The following is a 19,208-nucleotide window of genomic DNA, read 5'->3' on the forward strand; positions in this document are numbered from 1 at the left end:
CCTTTAGAACGACAGAAGAGAGCATGTGAGTTCACGCTCCAGTACAGGCGCGTACGAAGCGCCTTCGGCGCTGCCGCGCTTAGAATGCGGCTGAAAGATCGGCCGCTTTCGCCCTTCAAAGCACGGGAATGTCGACGGCCAAAGGCGCTACCAACACCCCCGATTGGCCCGCATGCCTTCTGCCCTTTGGAATGCCCAGATCGACGCCCGCCTCAGGGTCGAAGGCCGCAATGTCGTCGAACAACTTGTCAGCAGACCTATCGGACACTGACCCCGCTTCGGCGACCAAGGCCGCTCCATCAAGCAAGTCGCTGGGCACCTTCGCCAGCTCGATCGGCACCGTCGTGAATTCAACCTCGTCGATCCAGCGATCCCGGTCATAGCTGCCCGAAATGCCGCGGATACGATAGCTCTGATAGGGAATGCCGCCGGTATCCAGCGCAACGGTCATGGTCGTTATATCGCCCATCTGCTCGCCCGGCTTGGCGATCCACTGCAGATCCTGCCTGGACACCTTCACCCACGCATTGTCCGCGCCCAGCGCTTCGACGATGTAGGTACCAGTGCGGGTGGCGTCCAGTTGTGTCGTGTCGGCCGGGTTGTAGCTGGTCTTAAGCGTCAAGGATGAAAGCGCGATCTTGTGCTTCAAGTCGAAACGGATGGCCACGATCTCGCTGCTGGTTGGATCGGCCTGAACGAGAGACAGGTCCTCGATCCTGACTACCTGTTTCTCGACGCTCTGCCCGTCCTGCTGCCGGATTTCCTTCACCGCCTGGGTCGTGTTCGCGCCGCGCCACGAGAACGCTTCGCCGCTAAAGCCGCTACCATCGACCAGGTTGCGGACATTGCTCCGGCCGAACCCGGTTTCGGTCGAGTCGGCGTGGCTCAGCCCGTGAACGAGATAGCCCTGCTGCCACATCCAAACCAGCCCCTCCTGTGTATTAACAGGAGACGGAACCGATCCGCCCAAACCGAGCACCGGTCCCGGGCGAATAAGTTGCACCAAACCCAGTTCTGCCATCTTCTGGTTCGCTTGCTCGGGATCGTCGCCGAGCTTGTGTATCTGGCCCTGCGGCCCGATGCCCAGGAATTCCAGCGCCAAATATGTGTCCCATTCCGACGGCGTACGCTGCAGGAGCGGAAGGGTGGTCGACACCTGGATCAAAGCGCCACGCTTGCCGGCTTCGTAGTCCAAGCGCTGGCTGTTGGCCGCGAGCAGGTCGCCGCCATCCACTCCGGCCCGGACCAACTTGCCGAGTTGTTCCGCATCCTCGACCCCCGCATTCAACAGACTCTCCACGATCTCGTAGTCCAACACTCCGGCCGAAGCCATCATCGTGGCCAGGGCGGCCGCCCGCTGGGGTAGGAAGCCTTTGTAGACCAACACCGACTTGAGGAAGGCTGCTCGCTCGGCCGGCGCCGAATCGGGCATGAAGCTGGCCTGCTGTTCCAGACTGCTGCCCATGGTCACGGCCAACCAGCCCTCCAGGTCCCGCTTCTTCTGATCGTTCGAGGCGTACCTGCTGCCGATCATAACTTCCAACTTCTCGAGCGCCTTCGAGGTGGCGTTCGCGGCCACGCCGTGAAAGATCCTCGGCCGGTCCCAATCGGGTACGCTCAACGCATCCAGCAGCGCCCCCAGCAACTGCTCGTCGTGCAGATTTAAGAACTCGACGGGCTTGGCATGGATCATCAGATAGGACTTGCTCTCCGCATACAAGGCCAAGGCGAAGTCGGCCAGGCGCACCTCGGCCGGCCGCTGTTTCTCCCATGAGGCATAGACCCGCATGTCTTGTACCGAAAGGCCATAGCGGTAGGCTTCCGTGATCAATTCGGGCTGGTAGCCCAGTGCCTCCAAGGCTTCGGCATACTCCAATCCGCCTTGCACGTGCAGCCAGCTCTGCTTCGCTTTTGCATAGGCGATGACGAAATCCTCGGACAGCCGCCCTTCGGACTGCCTGAGCGCAAGACAGGCAGCTTCGATGTCCGGCAACGAGATCAACCCCGCGCGGATCGCTGCATCGGCCTTCTCCTTGGAGAAGCCATTGACCCTGTAGTACAGCGCGATATTCGTGGGAATGGAGCCCCATGCCTGGCCGTTCGAGCAGAAGATGCCGTCGATCTGGTCGCTGCTGGCCGAATCCGGCATAAGCTTGCGAATGCTGTTGCGATCCGGCAACAAGACACCGCTCAACGCTCGGGTTTTGCTGAAATAGCTTTCAGCATCGGCCCCGCTCGGATCCAGCTTGATACCACGGGTGATCATCCGACCATTCGGCCCGCGCGCGATCACGTCCAGAGCGTTGTCACCTTTGAAGGTCAGCACAAACTCGGTGTCGTTCGCCCGCGCGACCGGCCTTCCTAGATATATTCTCGCGGACTGGGAAAAAAGGGTTTGCGCGACGCCATTCAACCCATCCTTAGAGATATAGGCTTGGTAACAGAGATAGCCGTCCTTATCGAGATAGAACTTGAACCCGTTCTGCCCCACTCCTCCCGTCGCGAACAATACCCGCTCGGAATCTCCAGGGTTCGAAGGCACCCTCAAATAGACGGTAAAGTCCGCAGATTCGGGCAACTGGGCAAAATCCATCGCGGCCTGCGGACCGGTCGCCCAAGTCGCCCCATCCGTATCGAGAATACTCGCGGCCTCGCCAGCGTCGGCCAAGGCCGGCAGGACCTTGCGAACGAGATTGGCATCATTCGACAAGACCTTGTTCAGACCTCGGGTCAGGCTGAAATAGTAGGGCGCAGCGCCTGGCGGACTCAGGCTGATATTGTTCGTCGTCGTCGGACCATTGGGCCCACTCGCGGTCACGTCCAGGGTATTGCCGTCTCGGAACTTGAGCAGGAACTCATCGTCGCTCGCCCGCGCAACAGGGCCAACTGAGTAAATTCTCGCTGAGTTAGAATAGAGAGTGAATTCGACCCCACTCCCCCAGCTCGTGGTGACGTAGGCCTTGTAGCAAAGGTAGTTTTGCTCATCGAGGTAGAACTTGAAGCCGTTCTTGCCTTGGCCTCCCGTCGCAAATAGCACCCGCTCCGCATTTCCCGAGCCAGGATGGGCCTTCAGATAGACAGTGAAGTCCTGTTGCTCAGGCAGCTTATCGAAGTCCGTCGCCATCTCGCCCTGTCCGGCTAGTGCAGCGATCGACCGCAACTCCGCTTCGCTATCGACCCCATTCAAGAGGTAGGGCACCCATTTGTCGCGCGGAACCCCCTGCCGCGCATAAAGCGCCTGCGCATCGGCTGCGAAGCCGCTCGGAATGAGGACCGGATGTTTGCCGTCCGCATCGTGCGACCCCGCTTGCGGCGAAACGAAATGTACGCTGCCCGGATTGCGGTAGTAGTCGCGCAGGTAGACCGTCTGTCCGTTCCTGACCAGCTTGAGGTCGTAGCCCTCCACCGTCAGCTGATAGCCTTCGGGCGGCAGTCCACCGGCCATGAAGAGATGCAAGCTGCCCGTCCTTGGCACCCGCAATTGGTGCACGCCCTCGCCTGCGACCAGGGCTGTCTTTCCAGTCTCGTAGAGGAAGTAGCCGGTGTCGACATCCACCAACGGCAAGGCGAACATGAATCCGCCAACCATGAGCTGCAGATGCCTGGCGCGGGGATCAATCACGTAGTTTCGTAGAACGACAGTCTTTTCGATCAGACCACCGTCGAGGAGATTAGGATTAGATAGCGCCCGGTTCGCAGGCCTACCACTGAAGGACGGGCGGGCAGCCGACAAGAGGATCTCCAGATCGTCGCCGACGCGCTTGATTCCGCGCACCCGCTTCAATGGGGTGTCGCCGAGATCTAGGGTGTCCATCTTCAAGTCCGCGGCCATATTGTCGATGACCCAGCGGTTCAGCCCAGAGTCGGCTGAGAGATAATAGGTATCGGCACCTTCCAGGCCCGCGAACTCGGTCGCGTCCGTGCCAGACAACTCGTTATCAAGGGCATCGCCGACATACGCCGATGGATCGATCGATAGCTTCCTGACGGCGGCGCCGCGTCGAACACGGATCGAAGGTTTGCTCATACTACTGAAATATCCGGTGACCCGTACCTTCTCGGGAGCGGAAAACTCGCCCTGATACAAGACCAGATCGGAGCCTACCCGCAATTGCGTATAGGGTAGGTCGCCGGCGGCATCCAGTTCGATCTGAAAGTCCTTTGCGGAATCATAGATGCGCGCATACCCCGACTGGGCGGCCGCGGTCAGCTGGCCGTCCGTCTGCGCTTGCACCAGTGGGTTGCTGATCGCCCTCAACTGGCCGACCGCGTCGACGGTCATCGACGGCAGCTCGATGCCTATGATGCTGGATTGCTGACCCGCCGTGCGTGGAGGTACCAGCCAAACGCTGACGACGCCCGCTTTGACGGCCTCGGCATAGCCTGGTATCTGGAGCTCCAGCTTAGGTTTGCCAGGAACCGAAATGATGGTCAGCGTCCCCCTGCAGACGCTGTAGTACAGATCGTCGAGACTGGCCTCCAACACGAATTGCATCGATTGACTGGTATGCGCCTCGGCGACGAAGCGGCCGGAACCCGCTTTCAACGAATAGGTACTGCTAGCCGCGTCGCTTACCAACTTTCGCGACTCAGAACCGGTCGTCGCCCCGAACACGAAGCTCTTGGCCACCGCCGATAGCGACCGCCACTGGTCGTCAATCAAACCGAGTGAGGTCGGCGCGAAGTCATTGCCGTGGGGATCGCGCAAGCGAATGCCTTTGCTGGCGTCGAGCCCGCCATCCTTGCCGTATAGGCCGCCGATGGTAAGAGTCCGGGTATGGACGCGGGACGGCAGGGTGATCGCAAGCGGGTTGAGGCTTCGAACTTCGGTCTCGTAGGAAAGCTGAAGATCGTTGCCGACCCGGCGCACCCTGATATCGCGATAGTCCGCGGGCAGGTCGATAAGCAAGCTCTGCGAGGTCCTACCCGGCACGCCGAGCAAGGCAACGAATGCATCAACGTTGCCGTTCCACAAGACGATATCGTTGGAGGTACTGGAAATCCGGTTGCCCTGGTTCAAGGAATAGGTGTTGTTGCCGGCATCGCCGGAGATAGCCACATCGGTTCCGGACACATCGAAGAACTCATCGCCGGCCCCACCTTTTATCAGGGACCTTTCGCCGACGCCATTCATGACATAGGCCTCGATGCCGCGTATGTCGACAGTACGGCTGACCGACCTAGTCACGTTGGGCCCTTCGTTCGCCAGATCCCCGGACCGAGTCACATGATCAAGGATGACCGTCTCCCCTGCATAAGCCAGCTTCTGCCCTGTGTCGAATGATTCCAAGTAGACGCGAAGGCCGCCTGCATCTAGCACCAGCGTGTCTTGCCCGCCCGAACCGTCGATCGCCCCGATATTGGTAGCGGCATCGAGCTTGAAGGCGTCGGCCTCGCTGCCGCCGTTCGCGCTCTTCAGCGTGGCACCTCCCAAGTTGAACAGGTTGCTCTTGTCGACGACGCCATGCGCCTCGTACTCTTCGTCGGCGGCAGCGAGATCGGCCCATACACCGCCACCGTCGGCAATTCGGCCAGACACGACCGCACCCATGGCGCCATGGTTGGATTGGTCTTGCAGCACATGGGTGAAGTTGCCGTTTTGGGCCTTGATCGTGCCATGCAAGACCTGATGCGAGCGCTCACGGTAGTGCAGGCTCCTGTAGCCGTCCTTGGAGAACAGATCGGACAAGTAGCTCTTGACCTCTTCCCACTCCCTGTTGAGGCTTTGCTGCAAGTGGGTCGCGTCCTGTTGTGCCGCACGTTCTTCGCGTGCTCGCTTGACGCCGTCGGTTTCCACGCCGATCCAGGCAGCGAAGAAGGCTTCCACCTTGGCCGAAGTATTGGCAAAGTACTCGTCGTACTCAGCCACTACCAGGGCGCCCTGGACGATGCCGTTGATGATGAATCCGGCCGCGGCGATGGCGACACCGATTGGCCCTGCCGACGCGGCGATGGCGCCCAGCACCGAACCGGCCACCGCAGTGCTCAGCGAAGCAGCGATCGATACTCCGGTCAGGGCCAGGCTCAACGCGGTGGTCACCGTGGTCATGACCGTGTTGGCCACCAAGGACTTGTATTCGAAGCTGTTGACGTCTCCACTATTGGTCCAGAACGACTTCCACTGCAACCCGATCGCGGCGAACGTCGCCGGCGCCAGCGCGAGGTCCAGTACCCCGGCTTCCACTACCTTGGCGGCCTGGCCGAGTCTGTCGACGGCATTGAGTGCCTTGCCGAAGTAGCCCAAGGCTTTCGCGATCCCAGCGCTCAGCGGCGACATCGCGACGCCGCCGACCGTCATCGCCAGGCCGAGAGACCTGTCGGTGGCGCTCATCCGGTTCCAATCGCCTACCAGCTGGCGCACCGAGTTCAAGGTCGCAAACGCGTTCAGCGCGTGGCCGGCTCGACTGACTGCGATCTCCTTGCCGTGATTGGATAGGATGGTACGTTCGCGATCCACCTGACTGAAGAATTCCCTCGAACCCTTGGTGCCCGCCCCTTCCACCTGCTCTCGCAAATTCCGATATGCCTCGCCAGACAGCTTCAGCATCGCCGCGGTGATGCGGATTCGATCCATAGCGCTAGCCGAGTCGATAAACCGATCTATCTTGGCGGCGTCGATGCTGATGCCGCCGGTTCTGCTTCGCCTGCCGAGCCGGGAATGAATCAGGAATTTCTCGGCATCCTCTTCATTCCATGCCGCGATCTTCATCGCAGTGCTGGCGTCGCTGTCGTATCGCACTCTCCTTTCGGCCACATCCATCGCCATCCTCTGCAGGAGTTCGGTCTTGGGCAGATCGGGATAGGCGGCCTGGACTTTCCTGAACTCTACGACATCGAAACCGGATGCCTCGCTCGCCTCGATATATAGCTTCTGCACCAATTTCCGCTGCGCCGGATCCAAGCCCTGCGCCATGGCCAACCAGTTCGCGCGCGCCGATGCGTTGTCGCCGTACCAATCCTTTATCTTGACGGCTACTTCCACCTCCAGAGCCGAAGGGTTCGAATTCCTGAGCGCTTCAAGCAGATCGTCGGCTCGCGCATCGGTCAGCGGCCCTTCGCGCAGCAGCGCCGCGATATTGCCTTGGTTGTCGGACAACTGCCGTTTCACGATCTGCGCCAACGCCTCGAGCTCCGCCTGCGTCGGCACCTCGGCCATCGTTCCAACCAGCCGGACCGGGTCGAAAGCGATCTTCTTCCCGGAAGCGTCCGCACCGAATGTTGCCGCAAGCTCCGGTGTCAGCGGACTTCCATCGAATGTCGCCCCCAGATCGAACAACAGGGCCAGCGAAATATCCGCTCCATCGACCCTGACAGTACCCTTGCCCGCCAGTTGCCGGCGTGCGGCGGCTCGCTGCGCCGGGTCGTCCTCGGCGTTCACCAGCGCACCGGCGCCCAGGCCGACGGAATCGGGCGAGCCAAGATGAATCGTGGCAATGCGCTCGATAATGCCTAGCAGCTTGGCGTACTCGGCGGGGCTCGCGAGCGCCGCCTGCAGCCCGGCTTCGTCGAGGTCGGTTCCCGCCGCATTCGGGTAGAAGCGACTCAGGGCCGCCCTCTCGGTGGCATTGAGCTCCGACAGCGGCTTGTTCGAGAGGCGGATGTCCTCGACTAGTTCCTCGACGTTGATCCGGTCCGGTCCGATCAGCACGATCCGCTTAGGCTGTTCGCGAGTCTGCACGACCCCGTCCTCCCAGCGCCATCGATAGATCACTTTATTGTCGTCTAAGACCGACGCGATCTCACCCGACGATAAGGTCGGCCACTTACGGCCTTCACGATCGATCGCCAGGTCCGAGGTATGGATCGACACCTCGATCAAGGGCGACTTGAGCGCGCTGGCGAAGCGGTAGCCGAAACCTTCCTGCTCGCCGTTTCGCTCCAGGGTGCAACCCACCAGGCTGATCCGCGCTGGCGTGCCGACATTCCTATGGATGGTTTCGGTCAGCTTCGCGTGGAAAGCTGTCAGGTGCTTAGCCAGCTTCGCGGCCTCCATCCCGCCCAGCGTGCGCTGGCCGTTCGCATTGCTGCGGCCGTGGCCGACAATCTGCCAACGCATCGGCTCGACGCTGCCCGCCAATGCCGACATATCGCCGTAAACCACTCGATAGCTGCCCTTCTCATCTAGCTGGACGATGACGCTAGTTCGGGGATGCTTCGCTGCAAGGCGGGCGGCGGCCTCGGTCGCGGCCGGGTCGTTCTCGAGCTGAAGAATGATCTGTCGGCCATAGCGGCTGTCGCCGTCCTCGTAGCCCGCAGCTATCTGCGGCTTATCCCACTCGTCGACACTGACATCCGATATCAACCGCGGCGCGACGCCCAGCTGAGGACTATCGTCGATGAAGTCGTCGAACTCACCAGGGATCTCCGCTACTTCGTCGTCCGGAAACTCGTTATGGGCGTCGACCTCGAACTCGTGCGAGCTGTTGACGCTGCGGCTGACCAAGCGCAGATTGCTCACCTCGTTATAGGCATCCAGAACCTCGGCCCGGGTCACATTGCGGCCCGCCGCGACAGCGTCGTCGTGCATTTTCTTCGACAATACGTCGAACGGCACGTTGTGATCGATGTCAAACGCGTCGCGAGTGACAAGTTGTCCGGAGGCGGCACAGCGAAACAGCCGCACCTCTTGGGTCTGACCCGCGGCATTGGTCACCGTCACACTGCGCACATACGACCTTTGCAGCTCGGCCTCGAACCACTTCCCGAGCACTTTGGCATCGAAACTCAGTCCGACTCGGCCGTCCTCCGGCACCCAGCGCTGGTTCTGCGTGTGCTTCGTTCGGCCCGCCCAGTCCAGGTCCGGGTCGAAGTCCGGATGCGTCTTTGTTGGATCGAATGCGAAGTGACTATCGACCCAGGCGCGCCACTCCCTCGAGTCGGCGCCGAAGACAGCCAATATCCGATCGGCGCTGTCGCGCGCACGATTGATGACCGACGGCAGCATGCGCAAGTTCCGCACATCATTGAAGGCCATATTCGCTTCGGCGTGATTCGCTACGCCAAGCTGGCCGAAGTAGTCGCGCCACTGCACGATGTGGTCGATGTCGAGTGCATCGGTGGTGTGCCAGGTATCGCTTTCCGCGTGGTAGTACAAAACTACGGTGGCCGCGCTCTCTCCCGACGCAGACGGAAAAGTGAACGCCTGCGACTGCATGTTCCGGCGCGCCCAATCGTTGCGCATGTACTCGTTAGTGGATTCGTAGAAGCTGAAGCTAGTGCGGGCCTCCGTCCCCAGCCACGGCCTGTCGGCGATTCTTTGGGAGTGATTGGGCGGGACCACGCCCTCCCAGCTGACCAGGTCCACCGTTTTGCCATTCTTCAGCTTCGGTTTGGAGATTGTGTATGCCATGGCGGAGCCCCTGTTGCCGATCGTTTGTCGTTGTCTCGCGCTTGATGCTTTATCTGTTCGCCGCCGCTTCCACTCAGCCCATCTGCAATCGCCACAACCGGGCGTAAGCCGTGTCACTCGTGACGAGCTCGCAATGCGATCCACTTTCGACGACCGCGCCGCGATCGACCACCAGGATTCGGTCGGCATAGCGCAGCGTATTCAGCCGGTGCGCGATGCTGATGACGGTGCGTCCGCTGGCGATGGCCTCCAGATTGGCCATGATCGCCGCCTCCGATTCGTAGTCCAGCGCGCTGGTGGCTTCGTCGAGCAGTAGCAGCTTGGGACGGGCGAGCAGCGCCCTGGCCAAAGCGATGCGTTGCCGCTGCCCGCCCGACAAGCTCGATCCCCTTTCCCCGACCTGGCTTTCATAGCCGTGGGGCAGGCAACGTATGAACGAGTCGGCGCCCGCCAGAATGGCTGCCTCGACAATCTCCGCCTCGGAAGATTGCGGCCTACATACGCCGATGTTTTCGCTAACCGTTCCGGAGAACAGCACGCTTTCCTGCGGAACCACGCTGATCTGCCTGCGCAGCGCAACCGGATCGGCGATCGCGATGTCGATACCGTCCACCAGTACCTGGCCGTGTTGGGGCACGTAGAGACGCTGCAGCAACCGGCTGATCGTGCTCTTGCCCGATCCGGAGGGCCCCGTGATGCCGACGAATTCACCGGGGCGCACTTCAAGACAGAGATTTCGCAGTACCTCTTGGCCGTCTTCGCCGTAGCGGAAGTGAACATTTCTAAAGCAAACACCGCCCTGCAGCGGCGGGATCGAAGCCAGCCCACCGTTGCCTTCCTCGGTCGGCTCATCCAGTACGTCGCCTATGCGGCGCAGCGAGATGGTCGTGTGCTGCAAGTCTTGCCAGGTTTGGGCCAGGCGCAGAATCGGCTGCGTGAGATGCCCGGCAAGCATATTGAACGCTACCAGCTCGCCCGGACTGAGCTGATCCTCCATCACCAGCCTAATGCCCCACCACAGTAGCAACGCACTGGACAGCTTCTGCACCACGTCCACCGCTTGACCGATCGATATGCCCAGCACGCTGGCCCGGAACGAGGCGCGTACGAATCTGGCGAAGCCGCTCTCCCATTGGCGCACGAAGCTCTCCTCCGTAGCCGTTGTCTTTATGACCTCGATTCCCATCACCGACGAAGTCAAGAACGCGGTGCTGTCGGCGCTCGACTCGTACTCGCGCTCGGTCCGGCTGCGCAACATGGGGCCGAACAGCATCCACAATAGAAAGTAGACCAATAAAGTCCCTAGGACGATCCAAGTCAGTTTGACGCTGTACGAAAGCATTACCGCGAGGAACAGTCCCAGGAAGAGCAGATCCAGCACCACCGTCAGCGTCGAACCGGTCAGAAACTGACGGATATGATCCATCTCGCCTATGCGAGCGATGATTTCGCCGGTCTTCCGCTTGCGAAAGTAGCCGATGGGCAACGCCATGAGGTGCTGATAGACGCGGGCCGATAGCTCCGAGTGGATTTTCGCCGCGAGATTGGAGAATAGCCAGGAACGCATAAATCCATAGACGAAATCGAATACCGCCAATGCAAGCAGCGCTATTCCCAGAACTTGCAAGCTTGAGACGCTCCGGTTCACCAAGACCCGATCGATGACGTTCTCGAACACAGCAGGTGTCACCAGCGCGATCAGTTGCAGCATCAACGACACCAACAGAATGCTTCTGAATTGCCGGATGTGCTTGATCACCGACGGGATGAACCAGGCGAAGCCGAACGCCTGCCGTCCCGGTGGTTCGTCCGCTTCGCCCAGAAGGATCGTTTGGCCTGGCCACCGCTCGGCGAGGTCGTCGAAAGACGAATGCCGGCACTCGCCTGTTGCCGGAACACGCAGGAGCACGCCATTCTCGTTCACCGATTCCAGTACCCGCCATCCGTCGGCTGTTTTCAGCAACGCGGGCAGCGGCAAGGCCGCTATCCGCTCGATGCCGCTGTCGACGCTTCTCGCTCTCAACCCGATCGAACGCGCGCAACGGCAAATATCGACGCGGCTGGCCGTCCCCTGCGCTCGACCTAGCTGATGGCACAATTGCTCGGCTTCGACCAAAATCCGGTGATGGCGGGCCGCGTAGGCCAGGGCCGCCAGGCCGTCATCGACGAAGGCGCCGTCGGCTCCTACGCTCGGGAGAGAAGCTTCAATCGACCTGGACATCACCGTTCCTCAAGCGCTTCGGACTGGTACTCGCGCAAGGGGCTGAGAACGTAGTCGATGACCCGTCGCTTGCCCGTGCGGATCTCCGCGGTCACACCCATGCCCGCCTGCAAAGGAAATGTCTTGCCGTCCAGAGCCATATGCAGTCGGCGTAGCTCGACTCTGGCCGGGAACACCAGCCCGAGCCGGTCGTCCTTCACCGCATCGCGCGATACGTTGAGTATCGTTCCGGGCACCGTGCCGTATCGCGTATAGGCGAAGGAGTCGATCTTCAGCTCGACCGATTGGCCTGGCCTTACGAATCCGACATCCCCGTTCAGGACCATGACTTCGGCCTGCAGGGATGCTTCGTCGGGTACGATCACCATCAGCTGCTGGCCGGCTTGCACTGCGCCGCCCCGGGTATGCACTGCAAGCTGCTGCACCACGCCTTCCACGGTCGCCCTTAGGGTTTGCAAGCGCAGCTTCTCCTTTGCCCTGACCAGCTTCTGAGCCAGATTCGATACCTCCAACCGCACCGAAGCCAGGCTGTCCTGACGCTCCTTCGTCGTCTTCGCCAGGTAGCCGCTGCGCTGATTGCTCAGCGACTGATACTGGGCCTTCATCACTGCCAGCTCGGATCGCTGCTGCGCGACCGCGCGCTCTATCTCAAGGCGCTCCTTCTCTTGCTGCTGCAGCTCCACATTGGAAATCAGCTTATCGGCTGCCAGTACGCGGTACGCGTCCAACCGCTGCATGACGTTCGTTGCCAGCTTTTGCAGGACTGCGATGTCCGCTTCGCGTCCTTTCTGGTTGGCTCGGTTGACCGCCATTTCGCTTTCGATGCCCGCTACGCTAGCCTGCATCTCCCTCGATATGCTGAGCAGGTGCTCGCGGGCGATCGCCACTTGCTCTGCTGGCGCCTCTTCCGGCGCAATGAAGTTGGCCACCGGATCGTCGGTCAGCATCGCTTGCAGCCTGGCCTGCTCCAGCAACTTGAAGTTCAGTTGGCCGCGCAACTCTCCGAGCTCTGCGTCGGCGCCGATCGGGTTCAGGCTGACCAGTACGTCGCCGACTTCGACGCGCGCGCCATCGCGCACGTGGATGGCCGCTATCTCGCCGCCTTCCACGGACTGGACTACTTTGGAATTGCTTGGGACCAACAGGCGCCCCGACGCGTTGGCCTGGATATCCAGCTGCCCGAAAGTCGACCACACCAGCGCTGCGGCGAAGGTCGCCGCCAGTGCCACGGCGGTGCGGCGCGACCAAGGTGCTGGCGGACGTTCGATGACTTCCAAATAGCCCGGCTGGAACTCGTGTTCGTCCCGAGTCTTGTTCGGGTGGAACTCCGTCCCGCCCGCGGAATGGACGGTATTGAAGGCCGACTTTAAGCGATCAAGCAGCATGCCCTGCCCCCGGATTCCCGAACGAACGTTGCCGCTCGCGCAACTTGGCATAGCACCCGCCACGTGCAATCAACTCGTCGTGGCTTCCTACCTCGGTAATGCGCCCCTGCTCCAATGAGACGATGCGATCGCATCGCCGCACCGCGGAAAGACGATGGGCGATGGTGATGACCGTGCGCCCTTTGGCTATCTCAGCCATGTTCCGCTGAATCACCCCTTGAGATTCGTCATCGAGGGCGCTGGTCGCCTCATCAAATATCAGTATTCTGGGGTCGGCCATCAATGCGCGTGCGATGACGACGCGCTGACGCTGTCCGCCGGATAGGGAGCCTCCTCCTTCGGCCAGGATGGTGTCGTACCCCGTCGGAAGCTGCAGGATGAAGTCGTGAGCGCCGGCAAGCTTCGCGGCTCTTATGACATCGTCCAGTGGCGCCGAGGTGTCCCTAATGGCGATGTTGTGACGGACGCTTCGATTGAAGAGATAGCTGTCCTGCTGCACCACGCCTATCTGACTGCGCAAGTACTTCGCGCTCAGCTTCTGCAGCGGTATTCCGTCGACAAGAATCTCGCCAGCATCCGGGGCATAGAGCTTCTGCAGAAGATAGGCCAAGGTACTCTTGCCCGACCCCGACGGACCGACGATGCCGATGCTCTCTCCTGGCTCGATGCTGAGCGACACTCCCTTCAGTACCGGCTCCGAGTCCGGTTGATAGCGGAACACCAAGTCGCGTATCTGGATCGAACCGCTGATCGGCCTGGCCGGTTCCGTTGCCGTCCGATTCTGCTCGATCGGCAGGTTCAGCATGTCGCCCAACTTCTCCACCGCCAGCCGAGCTTGAACGAACTGTGGCCAGAGATCCGTGAGCCTCGAGATCGGCCCATTGATATGCGACGCCATCATGTTGAAGGCGATTAGCTGCCCGATGGTGATCTGCATCGAAGTCACCAGGTGGGCTCCATACCAAACGATGGCCACCGAGATCACCTTCTGCAGCAGCGCCACTCCATGACTGACCAAGCTATTCAAGCTCTGGGTCCGGAATCCCGCCTCCGCCGCCTCCGCGGCCTGCGCCTCCCAGCGGCGTAGCATCCCGGGCTCGACCGCCATGCTCCTAATCGTCTCCATCCCGGCAACCGACTCGGCCAGCAGGGACTTGTTCTGCGCAGCGACCTGAAATTGGCGCTTGATCCGGCTCTGCAGCGGCCCGGTGCTCGCATACGCGACGGCGACGTAGAACGGCAGACCGGCTAGAACGATGCAGGTCAGGCTCCACGACAGACGCGACATCACGTACAGGAAGACGAAGGCGAACGCGACGTCGACACAGAGAGTAAGCATCGAGCCGGTAAGAAAGGATCGAATCCCTTCCAACTGCTGTACACGGGCTACGATCGTTCCTATCTGGCGTGCTTTGAAGTAGCGCAGCGGCAAACCCATCAAGTGCCTGAACAGCTTGACGCCGATGGCTATGTCTATTCGGTTGGTCGTATGGGTGAAGATGTACCCCCGCAATCCGGTCAAGACCGCTTCCCACACCGCAATCGCTACCAGCACAAACATTAGGACATCGAGCGTCGAGAGCGCTTTATGCACCAGCACCTTGTCCATTGCCACCTGGAATATCAGCGGGGAGCCCAGTGCGAGCAACTGCAGGACCAGTGAGACGAACACCACCTCAGCCAACAGGCGCTTGTGGCGGGCGAACTCGGGGAGAAACCAGCGGATATCGAACTTCGGCGGCGAATCGAGCAATCTGATGCTCTCGCCTGTCCAGCTCATTTGCAGTTCCTCGCTACTTATGATTTTCGGAGCTGCACTACCCGGTTGGAACACCAGAGCCTGGGCGGACGATCGGTTCAAAAGCACCTGATACCCGTCCGCTTCGGTCCGAAAAGCCAAAGGCAAACGGACTCTCCCCAGCCTCGAATAGCGCAGGCTGGCTACGGAAAACTTAGCGTCGTGCGCCCGGCCATAGAGCGCTATCGCATGTTTCAGGTCGGCGATCGAAGCCGCGTAGCCGGGATCCTGCTCCTTCCCTTTCACTAGGGACAGCAGAATGCGGCAGCAACCCAGAGCTGAACTCAGCGTATGGGCTCGATCGTCGATCGCTTGGAGTTTTGACATCCCCTTCCTCGGGGACCGATCACGGTGCGCTCTCGATCGATGCGTCTTATAGAAACGTGATTCAAGTCTCACATATCAAACAGGCTTCCCTGACCCACAGGCAATTGCAATAGGGAAACGTCTTAGATTGAGAGTTCTGAATGTGCCTCACTGCACATAGGTGGTAGCTCACGGGTCGTTCGCGGCGTGTCAGCGCAGGGGCTTGGTACGACCGCAGACGGCGCTATGCAACTGGTACGAGCAGCCCCGAATCGCGCTCTTCTGCGCAAGTCGCTGTACTGGCCAGTCGGCTGTCGACCTCGACCTGCCCTGGCTCCATCGACTTCGGCAGAATGGGAGCTGCACCATCCCAGTCGTCAGCAATCGCAGCGTGCGCAACGGCTTTCTTCGCCCCCCGCCCCCCCCTGCGAACCGAACTCGCTCAGCCGCGAAGCACTGTCAACCGCCGCGCACGCCCACCTTCTGGGCGAACAGCGACTCCCCGCAGTGTCTCGATCTCACAGAGCAAAGCGTGCCAGCCGGCATCGTCTGCCGACTGATGGCCGACTCAATGGAGAGACACGGGGCGGACTGCACATCTCGGCCCCGCAATTTCATGGCCTGTGCTGTGGCGCTGCGACTCTACGATTTCGCTGCCGGTCACAGGTCGCTCCGGATCGACATCGCGAAGCGGAACGCACTCCGCAATCCCCCGAATGACGACTAGTGCATCCGTATCGGGCAGCTTGCGAGTTGCGCCACGACAGCCAAGACATTGACCGAGAGCCGCACGTAGAAGTGCGTGGGCCCGGAGCATTTCGCATTCAAAGGCATCGCGAAGTCGACCAACGATCTTGTGCATAGCGACTGACCCATAACCCCCGCGAGCAGCGGATCTACAGGTTGGCAACTATGCGCCAACGATCTGCTTAGGACATTTCACGTGCACGGGCGCGTCCGAAGCGCCTACCCGGACCGGAGATCATGCCTAGATATCCAGGCAAGCAGAAAGCCCCATGTTCGCCAGGCGTACACAATGAGTGTTCATCTTCCGGAACTCACTAGATTGGTGGAGAACGCCGGGAACGAGCTTGCAACGGGTGGCATGGGAATTCCATCGTTCGTCGATGAAAGAATCGTATCGCTTGGAACAGGCAGCGACAGCGAAGAGTGGCAATCCGTGCAAAGGCTGGCGCAGCGAATTCGGATCGGCTACTTGCAACTGGGCGAGCGCGACTGCGGCCGATGCAGCGGCCGGATTGGCAGGTAGTTCGTCCGAGCGGCTTGCCGGCACCTATCGGCAATCACGCCCGCGAATGGTGCAGACACTCGATAGCGCAGAGGAATCCTTTACCCGTGATATCTCGGAACGAGATTCCCCTCCGATTCGGTTCGCGTAGATATCGCCAAGCCCCGATCGAACTGGCGGCCTACGGGTGCTTTCGGTCCGACACGGCAGCGAACCCAGCGCGGCCCCGGCTGCCCGCGCCGGACAGTTCCCTGCCATGCGCAAAAGGCGCGATCATCCAGGCGGCGGAGCTTGCTTGGCCCACTGCGCCGGCGGCCCGCCTCCGGTGCATGCGCGACACCGGAGCGGTCTGCTCGGTCAACACAAAAGGCTCCAAACACCGGGCATATGCTGGTTCGGTGGGCCCGGCCGCTCTAAGACTATTCCTAATATCGGCGCCGGAAGATCGCCGATAGCATTGGATCATAAATGCGAACTTCATCACATTTAACTCCGCCCTCCTCTCCGATAGGGGGGCGAGTCGCCAGACTCGGCACGCAGCCCACCGCGTGCGTAGGTCGGAAAGTCGAAAGGCCCACGCAAGGGATTCAGGAAAGCACCAGATGGACAAATCTGCAATCGACCTGTGAAAACTCGCGCAACACAACTGTCAGCGGCGCCTTGCTGATCCAGGCAGAGCAACACGGCGCTAGCTGGATTACATCCAGCCCGGCAAGCCGCAGCAGAACGTATGTCGAACGCTACAACCGGACCGTTCGCTACGACTGGCTGGCCCAAACTTTGTTCAAATCGATCTGCAAGATGTTGGAATCCGCAACCCCTGGCCATCGACATACAACCACGAGTGTCCCAACACCGCACTCGGCGGCATCACTCTAGTCCAACAGAAGGTGGCAGATACCACTTAGCTCCACTTTTGGAGTCCGCTAAAAGCTGGAGGAATACCTAATCATAGCTAATCAATTTGGATTCAATTGCGTCCGTTGCTCAGATGCGAACAGAGCATTCGCCTCGAATACCTGCCCTCCGTAGCTTTCAATTGTCATGCTTGGCGCAAATGGAAGCAGTGACAATGGAATCTAAGGAACTGGAAGACACCCCAAGGGGCATGCGAGCACTGCCGTCTACCGAATCAGAATAGCTCATTCTAATTATTGATCCGCTTGGGTGGTGCGTTTGCACTTGAGTGTTTCTCTTCGAATGTGATGCTCTCGGAATTGAGTGGACACAAGATAGTTCATAAATCCAAACACATCGCAGATGCAAATACTTAGCAAACTTGCTGTTGTGGATTAACAGCCAGCAAATGCGGGCAGGCACGGCCCGGCTCGGACCTTTGTAACCTTCGCAGGGGGGAGCAGTGAAATCGATAGTAAGAGAGAGGGGTGGGCGGCAATATCGGCCCTCAAAATCACTTCCACTAATCTTGTTTGCCTGGATTCTGTACGGTTGCATAGTCGTGGCGCTACGACTATATGCCTGAGCGTGCAGCTACGCGCCTTGAATCGGCCACAGTTTCGTGGACATCCGCAGCCATAGGCTATGACTTAAGCTGAGGTGGCTATGAGCGCGAAGCGGTACGCTGATGAATTCAAGATCGAAGCGGTTCATCAGATCGTTTAGTACGGTCGGCCGGTGGCCGAGGTGACTGAGCGACTGGGGTGTCCGTGCACAGCCCGTGCGGCTGGCGGCGACAGCTAGGAAGGAGCGACGTGGTTCGCCGTGTCGAAAGCGACCAGAACCCGGATGTGCGTCGCCTGAAGGCGGAACTGCGCCGGGTCACTGAAGAACGAGATATCCAAAAAAGAAACGTCGCGGCGAACTTAACCGATCGACGCGACAGTGTGTCACACATCCAAGGTCTTAAGTTCGCTATTTCGGACAAGAACACCAAGATGCTGCCTATGGCTTACGACGTCGAATCGCTGAGCCCTTTGGATTTCGATCTGGAGGATGAGTCAACACATGAGCGAGTGGCTTCGGGCCGGATGGAACGGATGAGCAAGTGGTCGGTCGGGAAGCTGTGGACACTCGCAGAATGGCTCTCGGTAGATTGACACTGTGCTGTTGGCACGGAAGCCTCCCCCAGTTCAAGCAGAGTTGCCGCTAGCCCCCGGCGATACCGCTATTGATTTCTAGGCGGGCCGGAAGGCACAAACGATAAGCGAATCCGCCGGCCCACAGGGAGCCGGCAATATCAAGGGAAAGGAGAGACAAATGTTTCATAGACACCTGCTGGCAGCAGTACTCACTGTCGCGGCTACAGGCTGCGCTTCATCGAGCATCCTGATAGGAACTGCTCGCCCGCCCATAGATCCGGCCCTTGTCCGGCTCTATGTCGACCCACCTGAGCGATTCGAGAAGATCGCGATCTTGGAGTCGAACAGCGACGCTTCCTGGGCGATCACGGACCGACAGAAGACCAACAAAGCGATCGATCGCCTGAAGATCGAGGCAGCGAAATACGGTGCGAACGGCGTTCTTATCGAGGGCGTCGGCGACCAATACTCGGGTAGTGTTAGCGTGACTGACGCCTGGTCCGACGGCAATACGGCATTCGGGGTCAGCACAAGTACCGCGAACTATCGCAAGGCCGGCTGGGGCATGGCGATATATGTGAACGACCAGGAGACCGCGGTAGCTGCCCCGCTCTCCCAAGGGGCTTCGGCCTCGGCAACTTCGCCGGCCGCCCCTGCGTCACCCCAAGCTGGAAGCGTGTACGACGCTGCACTTCGCTATGCGGCCGAGCGTGACTGCAGCGCCGGCGGCGTAGCTGTCGTGAGCGGCAACGTGTACAGAGCTAGCTGCCCGTCTACCGGGCGATCACTGGTGATCCAGTGCCAAGGTCAGAACTGCAAGGAAGTGAATTGACCGCCCCACCGGCAAACCCACGACCCCGC

At 60.2% G+C, this 19,208-nt stretch carries 5 protein-coding genes and 2 pseudogenes; 3 read left to right on the plus strand and 4 right to left on the minus strand.

Annotated features, from left to right (window positions below; genetic code table 11):
* Positions 1-115: 115 nt before the first annotated feature.
* From AC6CH2_RS07215 to AC6CH2_RS07230, 4 genes are all read right to left on the minus strand, one after another.
* Positions 116-9,349: a C80 family cysteine peptidase gene (locus AC6CH2_RS07215; RefSeq protein ID WP_498268632.1), complete on the minus strand. Its 9,234-nt coding sequence runs from the start codon at positions 9,347-9,349 to the stop codon at positions 116-118.
* Positions 9,350-9,422: 73 nt separating this feature from the next.
* Positions 9,423-11,570: a type I secretion system permease/ATPase gene (locus AC6CH2_RS07220; RefSeq protein WP_498268633.1), complete on the minus strand. Its 2,148-nt coding sequence runs from the start codon at positions 11,568-11,570 to the stop codon at positions 9,423-9,425.
* Entirely contained in the window at positions 11,570-12,955 is a 1,386-nt protein-coding gene (locus AC6CH2_RS07225; RefSeq protein WP_498268634.1) for an HlyD family type I secretion periplasmic adaptor subunit, read from the minus strand. The genes AC6CH2_RS07220 and AC6CH2_RS07225 overlap by 1 nt, the downstream gene beginning before the upstream one ends.
* Positions 12,945-15,080: a peptidase domain-containing ABC transporter gene (locus tag AC6CH2_RS07230; protein WP_498268635.1), complete on the minus strand. Its 2,136-nt coding sequence runs from the start codon at positions 15,078-15,080 to the stop codon at positions 12,945-12,947. Before AC6CH2_RS07230 ends, AC6CH2_RS07225 begins: the two co-directional genes overlap by 11 nt.
* A 1,920-nt stretch (positions 15,081-17,000) precedes the next feature.
* Between AC6CH2_RS07230 and AC6CH2_RS07235 the strand changes: the two are divergent.
* The 3 genes and pseudogenes from AC6CH2_RS07235 to AC6CH2_RS07245 all read left to right on the plus strand — a co-directional run.
* Positions 17,001-17,216 (plus strand): annotated as a pseudogene (locus AC6CH2_RS07235) (integrase core domain-containing protein); the annotation flags it as partial.
* A gap of 655 nt (positions 17,217-17,871) precedes the next feature.
* A pseudogene (locus AC6CH2_RS07240) lies at positions 17,872-18,119 on the plus strand (transposase); the annotation flags it as partial.
* A 406-nt stretch (positions 18,120-18,525) separates the two neighbouring features.
* The gene (locus AC6CH2_RS07245) at positions 18,526-19,179 is read left to right on the plus strand and encodes a hypothetical protein (protein WP_498268636.1); all 654 of its coding nucleotides are present in this window, start codon (positions 18,526-18,528) and stop codon (positions 19,177-19,179) included.
* Positions 19,180-19,208 lie beyond the last annotated feature (29 nt).

Source organism: Lysobacter sp. GQ73, from assembly GCF_059758755.1.

What these genes read in the sequence shown, in the direction of transcription:
- AC6CH2_RS07215 (WP_498268632.1), bottom strand. Translation starts at nt 9,349, where the DNA reads ATGGCATACACAATCTCCAAACCGAAGCTGAAGAATGGCAAAACGGTG.
- AC6CH2_RS07220 (WP_498268633.1), bottom strand. Translation starts at nt 11,570, where the DNA reads ATGTCCAGGTCGATTGAAGCTTCTCTCCCGAGCGTAGGAGCCGACGGC.
- AC6CH2_RS07225 (WP_498268634.1), bottom strand. Translation starts at nt 12,955, where the DNA reads ATGCTGCTTGATCGCTTAAAGTCGGCCTTCAATACCGTCCATTCCGCG.
- AC6CH2_RS07230 (WP_498268635.1), bottom strand. Translation starts at nt 15,080, where the DNA reads ATGTCAAAACTCCAAGCGATCGACGATCGAGCCCATACGCTGAGTTCA.
- AC6CH2_RS07245 (WP_498268636.1), top strand. Translation starts at nt 18,526, where the DNA reads ATGTTTCATAGACACCTGCTGGCAGCAGTACTCACTGTCGCGGCTACA.